General features: G+C 71.3%; 1 protein-coding gene. It reads left to right on the forward strand.

From position 1 onward, the window contains the following. Positions 1-57 precede the first annotated feature (57 nt). Positions 58-20,121 carry a type I polyketide synthase gene (locus ABZV40_RS28635; protein ID WP_355448029.1) on the forward strand — a complete coding sequence of 6,688 codons (20,064 nt, stop codon included), beginning with the start codon at positions 58-60 and terminating at the stop codon, positions 20,119-20,121. Positions 20,122-20,150: the final 29 nt, after the last annotated feature.

Here is a 20,150-nt window from a genome sequence, read left to right on the forward strand (position 1 = left end):
GGCTGCTGGAATTGCTGGCGGGATGACCGTGTCCGGCTGGACTGACGGAGCTGATGAATGAGTACCTCCAGCGAGAAGGTTGTCGAGGCTCTCCGCGCCGCGATGAAGGAGGCGGAGCGGCTGCGCAAGCAGAACAGGCAGCTCGTCGCGGCCGCCACCGAACCGATCGCCATCATCGGGATGGCGTGCCGCTTCCCCGGCGGCATCAGCTCGCCGGAGGAGCTGTGGGAGCTGGTGTCGTCCGGGCGTGACGCGATCACCGGCTTCCCGGCCGACCGCGGCTGGGACGTCGACGCGTTGCTCGGCAGCGGCGTCGACGAACGCGGCCACAGCATCTCGGTGCAGGGCGGCTTCCTGCACGGAATCGCGGACTTCGACCCGGCGTTCTTCGGCATCTCGCCGCGCGAGGCCGTGACGATGGACCCCCAGCAGCGCCTACTGCTGGAAACCTCCTGGGAGGCCATCGAACGCTCCGGCATCGACCCGTCGTCTCTGCGCGGTTCACGCACCGGTGTTTTTGTCGGCACCAACGGCCAGGACTACGAACATCTGCTGATCCGCGGCCTCGACGACGCAACGGGCGACGTCGGCACCGGCATCGCGGCCTCCGCTGAGTCCGGACGCATCTCCTACGCCCTGGGCCTCGAAGGCCCGACGCTGACCGTCGACACGGCCTGTTCTTCTTCTTTGGTGGCAATGCACCTGGCCGTGCACGCGTTGCGCGCGGGGGAGTGCGGCCTCGCTCTCGCCGGTGGCGTGAACGTCATGTGCACACCCGGCTCCCTGGTCGAGTTCTCCCGTCAGGGCGGACTCGCGCGCAACGGCCGATGCAAAGCCTTCTCCGACGACGCCGACGGCACGGGCTGGTCAGAAGGCGTCGGCGTGCTCGTGCTCGCCCGCCTGTCCGACGCTCTCGCGGCGGGCTACCCGGTGCTCGCCGTCGTGCGCGGCTCGGCCGTCAACTCCGACGGTGCCTCCAACGGTTTCACCGCTCCCAACGGCCGCGCGCAACAACGCGTCATCCGCGCCGCCCTCGACCGCGCGGGCCTGTCACCCGCCGACGTGGACGTGGTCGAAGCCCACGGCACCGGCACCCCGCTCGGCGACCCGATCGAGGCCCGCAGCCTCCTCGCCACCTACGGCGCCGACCGCTCCACGCCGCTGCTCCTCGGCTCGGTGAAGTCGAACATCGGCCACACCCAGGCCGCCGCCGGCGTCGCGGGCGTGATCAAGATGGTTCAGGCGATGCGGCACGGCGTGGTGCCCGCGACCCTGCACGTGTCGCGCCCGTCCACCCACGTCGACTGGACCGCCGGTTCCGTCGAGCTCGCCACCACCGCCGTGGCCTGGCCCTCCTCCGACCGAGCCCCGCGCGCCGCCGTCTCGTCGTTCGGCGTCTCCGGCACGAACGCGCACGTGATCCTGGAGGGCCCGCCTGAGCCAACTCCCACCGGCCAGGAATTGTCAGACCTGCCTGAGACGATTGGAGTGGGGACCCGATCCCCCCAGGGGGCCGGCCAATCCGAATCGATTCCGTGGCTGGTGTCGGCGAAGACGGAGGCCTCTCTCGCGGCGCAGATCGACCGGGTGCGCGCGCTCGACGGCGACCCGGTGGACATCGGGTTCTCGTTGGCGACCACGCGCGCGTTGTTCGAGCACCGCGCGGTGTTGCTCGACGGCGCCGAGATCGCGACCGGACTCGCGCGGCGCACCGAGCTCGCCCTGCTGTTCTCCGGACAGGGCGCCCAGCGCGTCGGCATGGGCAAAGGGCTGTACGAGGCGTTCCCGGTGTTCCGCGAGGCGCTCGACGAGGTCCTGGCGCACCTCGACCCGGCCCTCCGCGACGTCATGTGGGGTGACGAGGACGCGCTGAACCAGACGGGCCACACTCAGCCCGCGCTGTTCGCGTTCGAAGTCGCCCTCTACCGGCTGCTGGAGTCCTACGGCGTCACCCCTGCACACGTCACGGGCCACTCGATCGGTGAGATCGCGGCCGCGCACGTCGCGGGTGTGTTCAGCCTCGAAGATGCCGCGAAGCTGGTCCAAGCCCGCGCGACCCTCATGCAGGCGTTGCCGCCGGGTGGCGTGATGATCGCGTTGCAGGCGGCCGAGGACGAGATCACTCTGACGCCGGGCATCTCGATCGCGGCCGTCAACGGCCCGGACTCGCTCGTCATCGCAGGCGTGGAAGACGAAGCCCGTGCGCTGGTGGCGAAGTTCACGGGCCGTAAGACGAAGCAGCTGTCCGTGAGCCACGCGTTCCACTCGCCGCTGATGGACCCGATGCTCGCCGACTTCCGCGACGCCATCAGCGGCATCACCTTCCACACCCCGGCCGTCCCCGGCCTCGGCGACGTCACGAACCCCGAGTACTGGGTTCGCCACGTCCGCGACACCGTCCGCTTCCACGACACCGTGACCCGCCTGGGCGACAAGACGTTCCTGGAAATCGGCCCCGACGGCGTCCTGTCGGCGTTGGTCGACGGTGCGATCCCGGCCCAGCGCAAGGACCGCGACGAGCGCACGACGTTCATCACCGCACTGGCCCGTCTGCACGTCGCGGGCGTCGCAGTCGACTGGAAACCGTTCTACCCCAACGGCAAGCGCGTCGACGTGCCCACCTACGCGTTCCAGCACGACCGCTACTGGCCGTCGGTGTCGGTGAGCGCGGGCGACGCGGCGAGCCTCGGCCTCACCCCGGCCGAACACCCGCTGCTGGGCGCGGCGATGACCGTGGCGGGCTCCGGCGAGCTGATCCTCACCGGCACGCTGACCAGGACGGCGTGGCTCGCCGACCACGTCGTGTTCCCGACCGCGGGCGCGCTGGAGCTGGCGTTCCGCGCCGCCGACCTCGCCGGCTACGCACGCGTCGAGCGGCTCACGCAGGTCGCGCCGCTCGTGCTGCCGGACAGCGGCGCCGTCCAGGTGCAGCTCCAGGTCGGGCGCGACGGCGCGTTCCGGTTCCACGCGCGGCGCGGCGACCAGGACTGGACCGAACACGCGAACGGCGTTCTCGGGCAAGAGGTTCCGGCACCGGTCAAGGACACCGAATGGCCGCCGAAGGGTGCGACCGTCGTCGACCTCGACGGCTTCTACGACGAAACGCCTTACGGGGAAGCGTTCCAGGGTCTGCGCGCGGCCTGGCGGCGAGGCCAGGAGGTGTTCGCCGAAATCGCCCTGCCCGTGGACGCGCAGGGTTTCGGCGTGCACCCGGCGTTGCTGGACGCGGCCACTCACGCGGCCGCTTTCCTCGGCTTCGAAGGCGTTCCGGCGAACTGGCACGGCGTCTCCCTGTATGCCAACGGCGCCGAAGTCGTCCGAGTTCGACTGTCTGCTGTGGACAGAGCTGTCTCGTTGAACGCGGTCGACGTCACCGGCGAGCCCGTGCTGACGGCCGAATCCGTGAGCATCGAACCGCTCGGCGAGCTGACCGCGCAGAGCGGCGTCGACTCGCTGTTCCGCCTCGACTGGGTCCCCGTCGCCTACACGCCCGGCAGCGCGACGCTCGTGCACGTGACCGGTGAGCAGTCGCCGGAGTCCGCGCACGCACTGGCCGCGGAAACGCTGGCCACTCTTCAGGAAGCCACCGACCGGCTGATCTTCGTCACGCGCGGCGCGGTCACCGGTGACGACGTCGCGGCCGCTGCCGTCTGGGGACTGGTGCGGTCCGCACAGACCGAGAACCCCGGCCGCTACCTGCTCGTCGACCTCGACGACGCCCCCGAGTCGGAAGCGCTGCTGCCCGGCCTCGGCGGGTTGATCGACGCGGGGGAGACCCAGGTCGTCGTGCGGGCCGGTGAGGTCTTCGCAGGCCGGCTCGCCCGTGTCACGGAAACAGTTGTGCGCGAGTGGGATTCTGACGGCACGGTCCTGATCACCGGCGGCACGGGCGGTCTCGGTGCCGTCATCGCCCGCCACCTCGTGACGCGCGGCCAACGCAAGCTGCTGCTCGTCAGCCGCCGCGGCCTCGACGCACCCGGCGCCGCGGACCTGCGCGACGAGCTGGCCGCGTTGGGCGCGGACGTCGAGGTGAAGTCCTGCGACGTCACCGAACGCGCTGCCGTCGCCGAACTGCTCGACGGTGTGCAGCTGACCGCCGTCATCCACACCGCCGGTGTTCTGGACGACGGCGTGATCGGCTCGCTGACGCCCGAACGGCTCTCCACGGTGATGCGTCCCAAGGTCGACGCGGCGTGGCACCTCCACGAGCTCGCCGGTGACGCGCAGCTGATCCTGTACTCGTCGGTGTCGGGCGTGATGGGTGCCGCGGGTCAGGGCAACTACGCCGCCGCCAACGCCTTCCTGGACGCCCTGGCCGTGCACCGCCGCGGTCTCGGCCTGCCCGCGCTGTCGTTGGCCTGGGGCGCCTGGGACACCGGTATGACGTCCACTTTGGACGAGAGCGATCTGCGCCGCATGCCGATGTTGTCGGTCGAGCAGGGCCTGGCGCTCTTCGACGCGGCCGTCTCGTCGGACGAGCCGCTGCTCGTCCCGCTCGCTTCCGGCGGCGGTGCCGCACAAGGCGACGTCCCCGCGATCATGCGCGGCCTGGTCCGCGCGAGCCGCCGCACCGCCGCGCGAGAGGTCGTCGCCGGCGGCCTGCTCGCCAAGCTCGCCGGTCTGCCCAACGCCGAACGCGTGCGGATCGTCGTCGACGTGGTGCGCGGCGAAGCCGCGAAGGTCATCGGTTATGCCGACGCCGGCGCGGTGGGCGCCGAGAAGGAGTTCCGCGCACTCGGATTCGACTCGCTGACCGCGATCGAACTGCGCAACGCCCTGGCGCTGGCCACCGGTCTGACGCTGCCCGCCACGTTGATCTTCGACTACCCGACGCCGCTCGTGCTGGCCGAGCACCTGCTCGCCGAACTGACCGGAGAGGGCGCGGATCTCGACGTGTCCGCGCAGGGCGTGGCCGACGCGGACGACCCGATCGTGATCGTCGGCATGGCGTGCCGCTTCCCCGGTGGCGTCGCGACCCCCGAGGACCTGTGGCGGCTGCTGGCCGACGGCACCGACGCGATCGCGAGCTTCCCGGCCGACCGCGGCTGGGAACAGGACGCCCTCGCGGCGGGCGGCACCGTCGAGGGCGGCTTCCTGTACGGGGCGGCGGAGTTCGACCCGGCGTTCTTCGGCATCTCGCCACGCGAAGCCCTCGCGATGGACCCCCAGCAACGCCAGCTGCTCGAAGTCTCCTGGGAGGCCGTCGAACGCGCGGGCATCAACGCCGCCACCTTGCGCGGCTCCAAGACCGGCGTGTTCGTCGGCACGAACGGCCAGGACTACACGAACCTCGTGCTGCGGGCGCGCGGCGACATCGAGGGCCACGCCTCCACGGGCCTGGCCGCCGCGGTGATCTCCGGCCGCCTCTCCTACACGTTCGGCTTCGAGGGGCCCGCGCTCACGATCGACACCGCCTGCTCTTCCTCCTTGGTGGCACTGCACCTGGCCGCCCAGTCGCTGCGGTCGGGCGAGTCGACGCTCGCGCTGGTCGGTGGCGTGACGGTGATGTCCACGCCGATGAACTTCGCCGGCTTCAACGCCCAGGGCGGCCTCGCGGCGGACGCCCGCTGCCGCGCGTTCTCCGACGACGCCGACGGCACCGGCTGGGCCGAGGGCGTCGGCGTGCTGGTCGTCGAACGCCAGTCCGACGCGCTGCGCAACGGCCACACCGTGCTGGCCGTCGTGCGCGGCTCGGCGGTGAACCAGGACGGCGCCTCCAACGGACTGACCGCCCCGAACGGTCCCGCACAGCAACGCGTGATCCGCCAAGCCCTCGCCAACGCCGGACTGTCCACTTCGGACGTCGACGCCGTCGAGGCGCACGGCACCGGCACCCGCCTCGGCGACCCGATCGAAGCCCAGGCCCTGCTCGCCACCTACGGCCGCGACCGCACCGGCGCCCCGCTCCACCTGGGCGCGATCAAGTCGAACCTCGGCCACACCCAGGCCGCCGCGGGTGTGGCCGGCGTGATCAAGATGGTGCTGGCGTTCCAGCACGGCCTGCTGCCGCGGACGCTGCACGTGACTGAACCTTCGTCGCACGTCGACTGGTCCGCGGGCGCCGTCTCGCTGCTCACTTCGAACACCCCGTGGCCTTCGGTCGACCGGCCGTGGCGCGCGGGTGTCTCGTCTTTCGGCCTGTCCGGCACGAACGCGCACGTGATCTTGGAGGCGCCGTCGGGGATCCCCCCGATTTCCAGCGTACTCGCAGAAAACGCTGGTCAGGGCACTGCTGCGGAATCTGTGGACAACTCGGCGCCTGTGGACAACTCGGCCGTTGCCGATCTTGTCGGCCCGGAATCGTCAGGCCCGCGTGCGACGATTGGAGTGGGGACCTCGGTCTCCCCCTGGGGCCCCCAGTCGGGATCGATCCAGGGTGCGGGCGTGCCGTGGCTGGTGTCGGCGCGGTCGGCGCAGGCGCTGGAGGCGCAGATCGAGCGGATCCGGGCCGTGGAAGCGGACGCGGTCGACATCGGGTACTCGTTGTTGCACCGGCGGACGTTGTTCGAGCACCGGGCCGTGTTGTTGGACGGCGATGTACTGGCCAGTGGTGAGGCGTCGGGCAAGACGCTCGCGATGGTGTTCTCCGGCCAAGGGGCGCAGCGGCTCGGCATGGGCCGGGAGCTGTACGAAGAGTTCCCGGTGTTCAAGCAGGCGCTGGACGAGGTGCTTGAGCACCTGGGAGACGTCCGCGAGGTCATGTGGGGCGAAGACCCCGACGCCCTGAACCGGACCGGGAACACGCAACCGGCGCTCTTCGCCGTCGAGGTGGCCCTGTACCGGCTGATGGAGTCGTTCGGCGTCACCCCGCGCCTGCTCGCCGGTCACTCGATCGGCGAGATCGCGGCCGCGCACGTCGCGGGCGTCCTGAGTCTCGAAGACGCCGCGAGGCTCGTCCGGGCCAGAGCGGACCTCATGCAGGCGCTGCCACCCGGTGGCGTGATGATCGCGTTGCAGGCGACCGAGGACGAGGTCGCCCCGCACCTGACGCCCGGTGTGTCGATCGCGGCGATCAACGCGGCCGACTCGCTGGTCATCGCCGGTGTGGAAGAAGAAGCGCGGTCGGTGACCGCGCGGTTCCCCGGCCGCAAGAGCAAGCAGCTGCAGGTCAGTCACGCGTTCCACTCGCCGTTGATGGAACCGATGCTCGACGCGTTCCGCGGCGCGATCGCGGGAATCCGGTTCGCCGAGCCGAGCATCCCGATCGCGGCCACGGGCGACGTCACGGACCCCGAGTACTGGGTCAGTCACGTCCGCGACACCGTCCGGTTCACCGACAACGTCGCGGCGCTGAAGGAGCAGGGCGCGAACGCGTTCCTGGAGATCGGGCCGGACGGCGTGCTGGCCGCGCTCGTGGACGGCGCGATTCCGGTGCTGCGCAAGGACAGGAGCGAGCCCAAGGCGTTCCTGACGGCGCTCGCGAGGCTGCACGTCAGCGGTGTCCACGTCGAGTGGTCCAGCTTCTACCGGGGCGGGCGCGGGGTCGACCTGCCGACGTATCCGTTCCAGCACGAGCGGTTCTGGCCCGAGGCCGCGACCGGTGTGGTGGCGGCGGACCCGGCCGACGCGGCGTTCTGGACCGCGGTCGAGCAGGAAGACGTCGCGTCGCTCGCCGCCACGCTCGACCTCGACAGCGAGACGCTCGCGGGTGTGCTGCCCGCGCTGTCGGCGTGGAGGGGCAAGCGCAGGGCGCAGTCCACTGTGGAGTCCTGGCTGCACGGGGAGAGCTGGCAGCCGATCACCGGTCTCACCGCGAAGCCCGGCAAGTGGCTCATGATCGGCCACGACGAGACGTTGATCGAGGCGCTCGGTGATGTCACGGCGATCGCTGTCGATCGGTTCGATCGCGAGCACCTGGCGCAGCGGCTCGCGGAGTTCGCGCAGGAGCCGTTCACCGGCGTGGTGTCGTTGCCGGCGTTCGGTGAAGGGCTCGCGCCGATCACCGCGACCACGGCGTTGATCCAGGCGCTCGGTGACGCCGGTGTCCTGGCGCCGTTGTGGGTGGTGACGCGCGGTGCGGTGTCGACCGGGCGCGCGGACGCCGTCACCAGCCCCTGGCAGGCCGGCGTGTGGGGCCTCGGCCGGGTTGCCGCGCTGGAGCACCCGAACCGCTGGGGCGGCCTGGTCGACCTGCCCGCCGAGCTCGACGACCGCGCGGCGCACCGGTTCGCGGCGGTGCTCGGCGGCGACGAGGACCAGGTCGCGGTCAGGGCGTCCGGGGTGTTCGGGCGGCGGATCCTCGTGGCGCCACGGGCGTCTCAGGAGTGGCAGCCGACCGGCACCGTCGTGATCACCGGTGGCACCGGCGCGCTCGGCAAGCACGTCGCGCGCGATCTCGTTGCGCGTGGTGCGGAGAAGGTCGTGCTGCTGAGCAGGCGCGGCATGGACGCGCCCGGTGCGGCGGAGATCGCCGCCGAACTGGGCGTCGAGGTCGTCAAATGCGATGTCGCGAACCGCGACGAGCTGGCCGCGGTGCTGACCTCCGACGTCAAGGCCGTTGTGCACGCTGCCGGCGTGCTGGACGACGGTGTGCTCGACGGGCTCACGCCGGAGCGGTTCACGGACGTCTTCCAGGCGAAGGTCACGTCGGCGTTCCTGCTCGACGAGCTGACGCGCGAGCTGGACCTCGACGCGTTCGTCCTGTTCTCGTCGGTCGCGGGCGCGATCGGCAACCCCGGCCAGGCCAACTACGCCGCCGCCAACGCCGTCCTCGACGCCATCGCCGCGCAGCGCCGTGAGCAAGGCCTGGCCGCGACGTCGATCGCGTGGGGCGCGTGGACCGGCGACGGCATGGCGGGCGAAGAACGCGTCACGCGGACCATCAAGTCCGTTGGCGCGTCCACTTTGGATCCCGAACTCGCGATCGCCGCGATGCGCGGTGTCGTGGCGGAATCCGCCCCTACCGCCGTGATCGCGGACGTCCACCACCCGCAGCTGCTCCGCGCGTTGCTGAGCCTGCGTCCGTCGCCCGTGCTGGCCGAGCTGCCCGGTGCCCGCGACGTGCTGGAGGACTTGGCGGCCGCGCGCCGCGACAGCGAGTCGGCCGGCGCGGAACTGCGCCGCAGCCTGCGTGAACTGGCTGCGGCGGAACGGATCGAGCCCGTTCTGGAGCTGGTCCGGACGCGCGCGGCCCAGGTGCTCGGCCACGCCGGCAAGGAAGCGGTGGTGAGCGACAAGGCGTTCCGCGACATCGGGTTCGACTCACTCACGGCGGTGGAGCTGCGCAACCAGCTCACCGAGATCACCGGCCTCGCACTGCCCGCCGGCCTGGTGTTCGACTACCCGTCGCCGCGCGTGCTGGCCGAGCACCTGCTCGCCCAACTGCTCGGCGAAGGCGGCGGCGTCGACGACGTTTCGGTCGTGCAGACCACCGACGACATCGCGATCATCGGCATGGCGTGCCACTTCCCGAACGGCATCGACTCGCCCGAAGACCTGTGGCGGCTGCTGGTCGCGGGCGAGGACGCGATGTCGGACTTCCCGGCCGACCGCGGCTGGGACCTCGCCTCGCTGCAGAGCTCGACGTTGCGCGGCGGCTTCCTGACCGGCGTCGCCGACTTCGACCCCGCGTTCTTCGGCATCTCGCCGCGGGAAGCGCTGGCGATGGACCCCCAGCAGAGGCTGCTGCTCGAAACCTCCTGGGAGGCCGTCGAACGAGCCGGCGTCGACCCGTCGTCCTTGCGCGGCTCACGGACCGGCGTCTTCGTCGGCACGAACGGGCAGGACTACCAGCACGTCGTCATGGCCTCCAACGAAGACCTGGAAGGCCACGCGGGCACCGGACTCGCGGCGTCGGTGATCTCCGGCCGCATCTCCTACACGCTGGGCCTGGAGGGCCCGGCGGTCACGATCGACACGGCGTGCTCGTCCGCCCTGGTCGCGCTGCACCTCGCCGCGCAGGCGCTGCGCGGCGGCGAGTGCTCGCTGGCGCTGGCCGGTGGTGTGACGGTGATGGCGACGCCGACGTCGTTCTCCGGCTTCTCCCGGCAGGGAGGGCTCGCGCCGGACGGCCTGTGCAAGGCGTTCTCGGAGTCCGCCGACGGCACCGGCTGGTCCGAAGGCGTCGGCATCCTCGTGGTGGAACGGCTTTCCGACGCCGTCGCCGCCGGACACCCGGTGCTGGCGGTCGTGCGCGGCTCGGCGTTCAACCAGGACGGCGCCTCCAACGGGCTCACCGCCCCGAACGGCCCGTCACAGCAACGGGTCATCAGGCAGGCGCTTGCGTCCGGTGGGCTTTCCCCGTCCGATGTGGACGCTGTCGAGGCGCACGGCACCGGCACCGTGCTGGGCGACCCGATCGAGGCGCAGGCGCTGCTGACCGTGTACGGGCAGGACCGCGTCGACCCGTTGTGGCTGGGTTCGGTGAAGTCGAACCTCGGTCACACCCAGGCCGCCGCGGGTGTGGCCGGCGTGATCAAGATGGTGCTGGCGTTCCAGCACGGCCTGCTGCCGCGGACGCTGCACGTCACCGAGCCTTCGTCGCACGTCGACTGGTCCGCGGGCGCCGTCTCGCTGTTGACCTCGAACACCCCGTGGCCCGCTGTCGACCGGCCGTGGCGCGCGGGCGTCTCCTCGTTCGGCATCAGCGGCACGAACGCTCACGTGATCTTGGAGGCGCCGTCGGGGATCCCCCCGATTTCCAGCGTATCGAGCGTTGACTCCGGGCGACCGGGCTCGCCGAAATCTGTGGACAACTCGGCGCCTGTGGACAACTCCGCCAATGTCGATCTTGCCGGCCCGGGATCGTCGGACCCGCGTGCGACGATTGGAGTGGGGACCTCGGTCTCCCCCTGGGGCCCCCAGGCGGGATCGATTCAGGGCGGCGGGGTGCCGTGGGTGGTGTCGGCGAAGTCCTGGGCGGCGTTGCGGGCACAGGTCGAGCGGGTTCGCGCGGTGGAGGCGGCGCCGGTCGACGTCGCGTACTCGCTGGTGAAGTCGCGGGCGTTGTTCGAGCACCGGGCCGTGCTGTTCGACGGAGCAGAGGTTGCCGGCGGGGTGGCGGGGGAGCACACGCTGGCCGTGCTGTTCTCCGGGCAGGGGTCGCAGCGGCTGGGCATGGGACGCGAGCTGTACCAGCGGTTCCCGGAGTTCGCGGACGCGTTCGACGACGTGCTCGCGCACCTCGGCCCCGAGCTGAGGAGCGTTGTCTGGGGAGACGACGAGGAGAAGCTCAACCAGACCGGGTACACGCAACCCGCGTTGTTCGCGTTCCAGACGGCGCTGTACCGGCTGCTGCAGGCGTTCGGCATCAAGCCCGCCCACCTCGCGGGTCACTCGATCGGTGAGATCGCGGCGGCGCACGTTGCGGGCGTGCTCAGCCTGGAGGACGCGGCGAAGCTCGTGAGTGCGCGCGCCAGTCTGATGCAGGCTCTTCCGCAAACGGGCGCCATGGTGGCCGTGCAGGCGACCGAAGAAGAGGTGAGCAAGCACCTCACGAGCAAGGTGTCGATCGCGGCGGTCAACGGGCCGACGAGCGTGGTGATCGCGGGCGACGAGGCGGAAGTCGAGGCCATCGCGAGCCGTTACGAGAAGACCAAGCGGCTCAAGGTCAGCCACGCGTTCCACTCGCCGTTGATGGAGCCGATGCTCGACGACTTCCGGCGGGCGATCGAGGGCATCCGGTTCAGTCGGCCGAAGATTCCGATCAGCGCGACCGGGGACGTCACGGACCCGGAGTACTGGGTTCGCCACGTGCGGGACGCGGTGCGGTTCACCGACAACGTCGCGAAGATCCCGGCCACCAAGTTCCTCGAGGTCGGCCCGGACGGGGTGCTGTCCGCACTGGTGGACGGCGCGATCCCGGCGTTGCGGAAGAACAGGAGCGAAGAAGCCGCGCTGGCCACCGCACTGGGTCAAGTACATGTTGACGGAATCAATGTTGACTGGACTCCGTGGATCAGGGGCGGCCGGCTCGTCACGTTGCCGACCTATCCGTTCGACCACGAGCGGTTCTGGCCGAAGGCGACCGTCGGCGGGCGCGCGGGAGACCCCGCGGCGTACGGGCTGAGGCCGGGCGGGCATCCGTTGCTCGGCGCGGCCATCGCCGTCGCGGGGACGGACGAGCTGGTGCTCAGCGGACGTCTCAGCCTCGCCACGCACCCGTGGATCGCGGACCACGTCGTCGGCGGCTCGGTGCTGTTCCCCGGCACCGGGTTCCTCGACTTCGCGATCCGCGCCGGCGACATGGCCGGCTGCGACCGCGTCGACGGGCTCACGATCGTCGTGCCGCTGGTGCTGCCCGAACGGGACTCCGTGGCCGTGCAGGTGCGGGTCGGCGCGCCGGACGGCCACGGCCGCAGGCCCGTCAGCATCCACTCGCAGCGGCCGGATTCCGACGACTGGATCGAGCACGCCGGCGGCACCCTCGCCGAAGGGCCGCACCAGGCCGAGCTCGACACCGCCGAATGGCCGCCCGCGGGTGCGGAAGCCCTTGACCTGGAAGGGTTCTACGAGACGCTCGCGGAAGGCGGACTGTCCTACGGGCCGATCTTCCAGGGTCTGCGCCAGGCGTGGCGGCACGGCGACGAGGTGCTGGTCGAGGTCGCGCTGCCGGACAGCGTGGACGACGCGGCCACGTTCGGCGTGCACCCCGCGCTGCTCGACTCCGCGCTGCACGCCATCACGTTCGTCGACGGGGCCGGGCAAGGCCTGCCGTTCGAGTGGAACGGCGTGTCCCTGCACGCCATCGGGCCGTCGCGGCTGCGCGTCCGGCTGAAGCACACCGGCGGCGACGCCGTCGAGGTCACGGCAGTCGACGTCGAGGGCGCGCCGGTGCTGTCGGTGAAGTCGCTGGTCGTGAGGACGCCATCGACCAACACGCCGGCGAACCCCGTGGCGGAGTCGCTGTTCCGCGTCGACTGGGTGCCTGTGCAGGTCGGTGAGGCGACCGAGATCGACGCACGGGTCGTGGAACTCGAAGGCGGACCCGACGCGGCGGCGGCGCACGAGACGACCAGGCGCGTACTGGAGATCCTGCAGAACGCCGAAGAGCGCGTGGTGTTCGTGACGCGCGGTGCGGCGGCGATCGGCGACGAACCGATCACCGACCTCGGCGCGGCGGCCGCGTGGGGTCTGGTGAGGTCCGCGCAGGCCGAGAACCCCGGCCGGTTCCTGCTCGTCGACCTCGACGAGAACAGCTCGCTGACGCCCGGCATGCTCGTCACCGAAGAGCAGCAGCTGATCGTGCGCGACGGCACCGTCCACGCCGGACGGCTGGCCCGCCTGCAGACCGGGCCGACGCTGGTGCCGCCCACCGCGACGCCGTGGCGGCTCGACACCACCGCGAAGGGCAGCCTCGACAACCTCGTGCTGGCGCCGTGGCAGCCGGAACCGCTGCAGGGCAGGCAGGTCCGGGTCGCGATCAGGGCGGCGGGCCTGAACTTCCGCGACGTGCTGAACGCGCTCGGCATGTATCCGGGTGAGGCCGGCTCGTTCGGCGCGGAAGCCGCGGGCGTCGTGACCGAGCTCGGGCCGGAGTGCACCGAGCTGAACGTCGGCGACCCGGTGTTCGGCATGCTCTTCGGCGGCATGGGACCGGTCGGCATCGTCGAAGAGCCTTATCTCACCCGGCTTCCGGACGGCTGGACGTTCGAGCAGGGCGCCTCGGTGCCGCTGGTCTTCCTCACCGCCTACTACGCCTTGATCGAGCTCGGCCACGTGCGGCCGGGGGAGAAGGTCCTCGTCCACGCCGGTGCCGGTGGTGTCGGCATGGCGGCGATCCAGGTCGCCCGGCACCTCGGCGCCGAGGTGTTCGCGACCGCCAGTGAGGGCAAGTGGGACGTGCTGCGCGGCCTCGGCCTCGACGACGACCACATCGGCAACTCCCGCGACACCGGCTTCGAAGGCAAGTTCCCGCGGGTGGATGTCGTGCTCAACGCGTTGACCGGTGAGTTCATCGACGCCTCGTTGCGGCTGCTCGGTGAGGGCGGGCGCTTCCTGGAGATGGGCAAGACCGACCTGCGGGAGGACGTGCCGGGCATCTTCTACCGGCCGTTCGACCTCGGCGAGGCGCACCCCGACCACATCCAGCGCATGCTCGTCGCGCTCGTGGAACTGTTCGAGCGCGGCGTCCTGAAGCCGCTGCCGATCGCCGCGTGGGACGTGCGGCGGGCGCGCGACGCGTTCCGGTTCATGAGCCGTGCCAAGCACATCGGCAAGATCGTGATCACCGTGCCGGAGGGATGGGATCCGGACGGCACGGTGCTGATCACCGGTGGTACCGGTGGTCTGGGCGCGGAACTGGCGCGCCACCTCGTCGCCCAGGGCGCCCGGAAGCTGTTGCTGCTCAGCCGTCGTGGCCCCGGCTCGCCGGGCGCGGCGGAGCTGGCGCAGCTCGACGCGGACGTCACCATCGCGGCCTGCGACGTGGCCGATCGTGACGCGCTCGGTCAGGTCCTCAAGGGACACGACGTGACCGCGGTCGTGCACACGGCCGGTGTGCTGGACGACGGTGTGATCGCCTCGATGACACCGGAACGGCTGGAGAAGGTGTTGCGGCCCAAGGTGGACGCCGCCTGGAACCTGCACACCTTGTTGCCGCAGGCGCACTTCGTCCTGTACTCGTCGGTGTCCGGCGTGCTCGGCACCGCCGGGCAGGGCAACTACGCGGCCGGCAACGCGTTCCTCGACGCACTGGCGCAGCACCGGCGTTCCCGCGGTTTGCCCGCGGTGTCGCTGGCCTGGGGCGCCTGGACGTCCGAGGTCGGCATGACCAAGACGATGGACGCGGCCGCGCTGGAGCGGCTGGAGAAGTCGTCGATGCCACCGATCTCGCTGGAACACGGCCTGGCGCTGTTCGACGCGGCCATCGGCGTCGACGAGCCGCTTGTCGTGCCCGCGCGGATCATCACCGGAGCCAGCACCACGATGGTGCCGCCGTTGCTGCGCAACCTGCTGCGCGGCGGGCGCCGGACCGCGGCACGGGCGCAGGGAACCGCTGCGCTGCAGGGCTTGCAGGACGTTCGCCCGGCCGAACGCATCAGGACGCTGGTCGACCTGGTGCGGGGAGAGGCCGCCGCCGTGCTCGGGCACTCGTCGGCCGACGCGATCGACGCCGACCGCGAGTTCCGGCAGCTGGGCTTCGACTCGCTGACGTCGGTCGAGCTGCGCAACCGGCTCGGCACGGCGACCGGGCTGACGCTGCCCGCGACGCTGGTGTTCGACTACCCGACCCCGCAGGCGTTGGCGGAACACCTGATCGCGGAACTGTTCGGCGGATCGACCGAGGTCGAGGACTCGGTGAAGGTGTCGGACGAGGCCATCGCGATCGTCGGCATCGCCTGCCGGTTCCCCGGTGGCGTGTCGTCGCCGGAGGAGCTGTGGGAACTGGTGCTCGGCGGGCGGGACGCGATCACCGGGTTCCCGTCCGACCGCGGCTGGGACCCCGACCTCGTCGGTGACGGCGCCGGGCAGTCCGTCACCGGGCAGGGCGGGTTCATCGAGGGCATCGCGTCGTTCGACCCGGCGTTCTTCGGGATCTCGCCGCGCGAGGCCGTGTCGATGGACCCGCACCAGCGGCTCGTGCTGGAGACGTCGTGGGAGGCACTGGAACGCACCGGCATCGACCCGCTGACGCTGCGCGGGTCGCGGACCGGTGTCTACGTCGGCGCGTCCGGGCAGGACTACGCGCACCTGATGCTCGCCTCGGAGCAGGCGCTGGAGGGCTACTCCGGCACCGGCACCTCGCCGAGCGTGATCGCCGGCCGGTTGTCGTACGCGCTCGGGCTGGAGGGGCCGTCGATGACGATCGACACGGCGTGCTCGTCCGCCCTGGTCGCGCTGCACCTGGCGGTTCAGGCGCTGCGCAACGGCGAGTGCTCGCTGGCGCTGGCCGGTGGTGTGCAGGTGATGTCCGCGCCGGGCGCGTTCATGGAGTTCTCGCTGCAGGACGGCCTGGCGCGTGACGGCCGTTGCAAACCGTTCTCCGACACGGCCGATGGCACCGCATGGTCCGAGGGCATCGGTGTGCTCGTGGTGGAGCGTCTGTCTGATGCTGTCGCTGCTGGCCACGACGTTCTTGCTGTCGTGCGTGGTTCTGCGGTCAACCAGGACGGTGCGTCCAACGGCCTGACCGCGCCCAACGGTCCCTCACAGCAGCGGGTGATCCGGCAGGCGCTGGCCTCGGCCGGCCTGAAGTTCGCCGACGTCGACGCCGTCGAGGCGCACGGCACCGGCACCACGCTGGGCGACCCGATCGAGGCGCAGGCGTTGCTGGCCACCTACGGCCAGGACCGCTCGGAGCCGTTGCTGCTCGGCTCGATCAAGTCGAACATCGGCCACACGCAGGCCGCCGCCGGTGCGGCCGGTGTGATCAAGATGGTGATGGCGCTGCGGCACGGGGTACTGCCGCGCACGATCAACGTGACCAAGCCGTCGTCGCACGTCGACTGGACGGCCGGCTCGGTCTCGCTGCTCACGGAGAACACCCCGTGGCCGTCGGTGGACCGCGCGCGCAGGGCGGGCGTCTCGTCGTTCGGCATCAGCGGCACGAACGCGCACGTCATCCTGGAGGCCGCGCCGACCGCTCCGGAATTGTCAGACCAGCCTGAGATGATTGGAGTGGGGACCTCGCGTCCCCCCAAGGGGGCCCCGCTCGTTGTCTCGGCGAAGTCCCCTGCTTCGCTGCGCGCTCAGGTCGAGCGGATCCGCGCGGTCGGCGCAGACCCGTTCGACGTCGGGTTCTCGCTGCTCAAGCGCTCGCGGTTCGAGCACCGGGCGGTGCTGCTGGACGGCACCGAGGTCGCGCAGGGGCAGGCCACCAGGCGCAAGCTCGCCGTGCTGTTCTCCGGGCAAGGCTCCCAGCGGCTGGGCATGGGACGGGAGCTGTACGAGCGGTTCCCGGTCTTCCGCAAGGCGCTCGACGCGGTCCTGGAGCACGTCGACGTGCGCGATGTCATGTGGGGTGAGGACGAGCAGGCGCTCAACCAGACCGGCAACACGCAGCGCGCGTTGTTCGCGGTCGAGGTCGCGCTGTTCCGGCTCGCCGAGGCGTTCGGCGTCGAACCGGACTACGTCGGCGGCCACTCGGTCGGCGAGATCGCGGCCGCCCACGTCGCCGGCGTGCTGAGCCTGGAGGACGCGGCCAAGCTGGTGAACGCGCGTGCCGCGCTCATGCAGGCACTTCCCGCGGGCGGCGCGATGATCGCGGTCGAAGCGGCAGAAGAAGAGGTCGCGATCACCGGCCAGGTGTCCATCGCGGCGATCAACGGCCCGAGGTCGCTGGTGCTGGCGGGCGAGGAGGAGGCGGTTCGACAGATCGCCGACGGGTTCGCCGAGCAGGGCCGCAAGACTAAGCGTTTGCCGGTCAGCCATGCGTTTCACTCGCCGTTGATGGAGCCGATGCTGGAGGACTTCCGCGCCGCCGTGACGGCGCTGGAGTTCGCCGCGCCCCGCATCCCCCTGGTGTCCAACGTGACCGGCCGCGTCGCGGGCCCCGAGCTCGCCGAGCCCGGGTACTGGGTGCGGCACGTCCGGGAGGCCGTGCGGTTCGCGGACGGCGTCGCGGCGCTCGAAGCCGCGGGCGTCAACGCGTTCCTGGAGATCGGGCCGGACGGAGTGCTGTCCGCGCTGGTCGACGGCGCGGTTCCGGCGCTGCGCAAGGACCGCGACGAGACGACGGCCTGGCTCACCGCGCTCGCGAGGCTCCACGTCCAGGGAACCAACGTCGACTGGGCGGCCGCGTTCGAGGGGACCGGAGCCCGGCGCGTCGACCTCCCGACCTACGCGTTCGACCACGACCACTACTGGCCGACGCCGATGGCGAAGGCCGCGGACGCGTCCGGACTGGGCCTCGGGCCCGCCGACCACCCGCTGCTCGGCGCCGCCATGGCCGTCGCGCAGGAGGACGCGGTGGTGTTCACGAACCGGCTCGCGGTCGCGTTCCCGGAGACGGCGTTCGCGGAGATCGCGTTCCGGGCCGCGGACCAGGTCGGCTACGGCACGGTCGACGAGCTCACGATCACCGCACCGCTCACGCCCGGCGTGCTGCAGGTGTGGATCGGCGCACCGGACAACGGAAAGCGCAGCCTCACCGTCTACACGCGACCGAACGACGAGCAGCCGTTCACCCGGGTCGCCTCGGGCGTGCTGAGCGAGGGCGAGTACCGGGCCGGCTTCACGGTCAGCGAGTGGCCGCCGAAGGGCGCGACCGCGATCGGCGAGCGGATCTGGCAGGAGGGCGACGCCGTCTACGCGGAGGTCACGCTGCCGGAAGGCACGCCGGACGCCCAGTTCTACGGCGTGCACCCGGCGCTGCTCGACTGCGCCACCAGGATCACCGAGGAAAACCAGGTGCCGCTGCAGTGGCACGGCGTGAGCCTGCACGCGGTCGGCGCCGACACGCTGCGGGTCAAGCTCAGCGACGGCGGGTTCGCCGCGGTCGACCAGAGCGGCGCACCGGTCGTCTCGGCGCGCAACATCGTTTTCGGCGCACCGCTTGCCGCACAACAACATCAGGACTCGCTGTTCCGCCTGGACTGGGTGCCCGCACCGGAAACCCAGCCGGCGCAGGACGTGCGCGAGGCCCGGTTCAGCGGCGACAGCGTCGAGGAGGCGCACGCGCTCGCCGCCAGGGCACTGGAACTGGTGCAGCAGAGCGAAGAACGGCTGGCGTTCGTGACGAGCGGCCTGGCGAGCGCGACCGTCCAGGGCCTCGTCCGCACGGCCCAGTCGGAGAACCCCGGACGGTTCCTGCTCGTCGACACCGACGGCAGCGCCCCGCTGCCCACCGGCCTGATCGACGCGGGGGAGACCCAGGCCCGCGTCCGCGACGGGCAGGTCGAGGTGGCTCGCCTCGCTCGCGTCACCGACACCGTCGAAACAGCCGAATGGGACCCGGACGGCACCGTCCTCATCACCGGCGGCACCGGCGGCCTGGGCGCGGAACTGGCCAGGCACCTCGTCGCCGAACGAGGCGTCAAACGCCTGCTGCTGGTCTCGCGGCGCGGCGGCGACGCACCGGATGCCGTCGCGCTGCAAGCGGAACTGACCGCCCACGGCGCGGACGTCACGATCGCCGCCTGCGACACCGCCGACCTCAAGGCCGTCAAGAAGGTTGTGAAGGGCGTCAAGCTCACCGCCGTCATCCACACGGCCGGCGTGCTCGACGACGGCACCATCGGCTCCCTCACACCGGAACGGCTGGAGAAGGTCCTCAGGCCCAAGGTCGACGGCGCCTGGAACCTCCACGAGGCCACGAAGAAGCAGAAGCTCCAGGCGTTCGTGCTCTACTCGTCGGTGTCGGGCGTGCTCGGCAGCGCCGGTCAGGGCAACTACGCCGCGGCCAACGCGTTCCTCGACGCACTGGCCGAACACCGGCGCGCGCAAGGCCTGGTCGCGACGTCGCTGGCGTGGGGTCCGTGGGCGCAAACCGGTGGTATGACGGCACATCTGCAGGACGGTGCGATGGACCGCATCGGCCGCACCGGCATGCCGCCGTTGTCCGTCCGGCAGGGCATGGCGTTGTTCGACGACGCCACCTCCCGTGACGACGCGGTGCTCGTCCCGGCCCGCATCACCACCGGCCGCGCCAACGGCCCGGTCGCGGCGGTCCTGCGCGGCCTCGTCCGAGGCGGAAAGCGCACGGCGGGCAGCGGTGGAGCGTCCACTGTGGACATCACGGCGACGCTGACCGCGTTGCCCGCGGAGGAACGCGCCAAGTACCTGGTCGACCTCGTGCGCGGTCACGCGGCCGGCGTCCTCGGGCACTCCTCGCCCGCGGCCATCGACCACGACAAGCAGTTCCGCGACCTCGGCTTCGACTCGCTGACCGCCGTGGAGCTGCGCAACAGCCTCGCCTCCGCCACGGGCCTGAAGCTCCCCGCCGGTCTGGTCTTCGACTACCCGACCCCCGGCGAGCTGGCCTCCTACCTCGCGGGCGAGCTGCTCGGCGGCGACGCCGGTCCGTCGGTGACCGGCGAGCTCGACCGGCTGGAGGCCGCGCTGGCCGCCAGCTCCCCGGACGACCTGGCCCGGGACGGGGTCGCCGCCCGCCTGCGCAACCTGCTTGCCCAGTACGGCGGTGCCAAGACCGAAGAAGCCGTGAGCGACCGCATCAACTCGGCGAGCGTCGACGACGTGTTCGCCTTCATCGACAACGAACTCGGCCGACGCACCGAGCGCTGACCCCACCTGGACGACGGAGAGGTTTCCGG

Origin of the sequence: Lentzea sp. NPDC004782 (assembly GCF_040609115.1) — a bacterium.
In the GTDB taxonomy this organism is placed as follows: Bacteria; Actinomycetota; Actinomycetes; order Mycobacteriales; family Pseudonocardiaceae; genus Lentzea.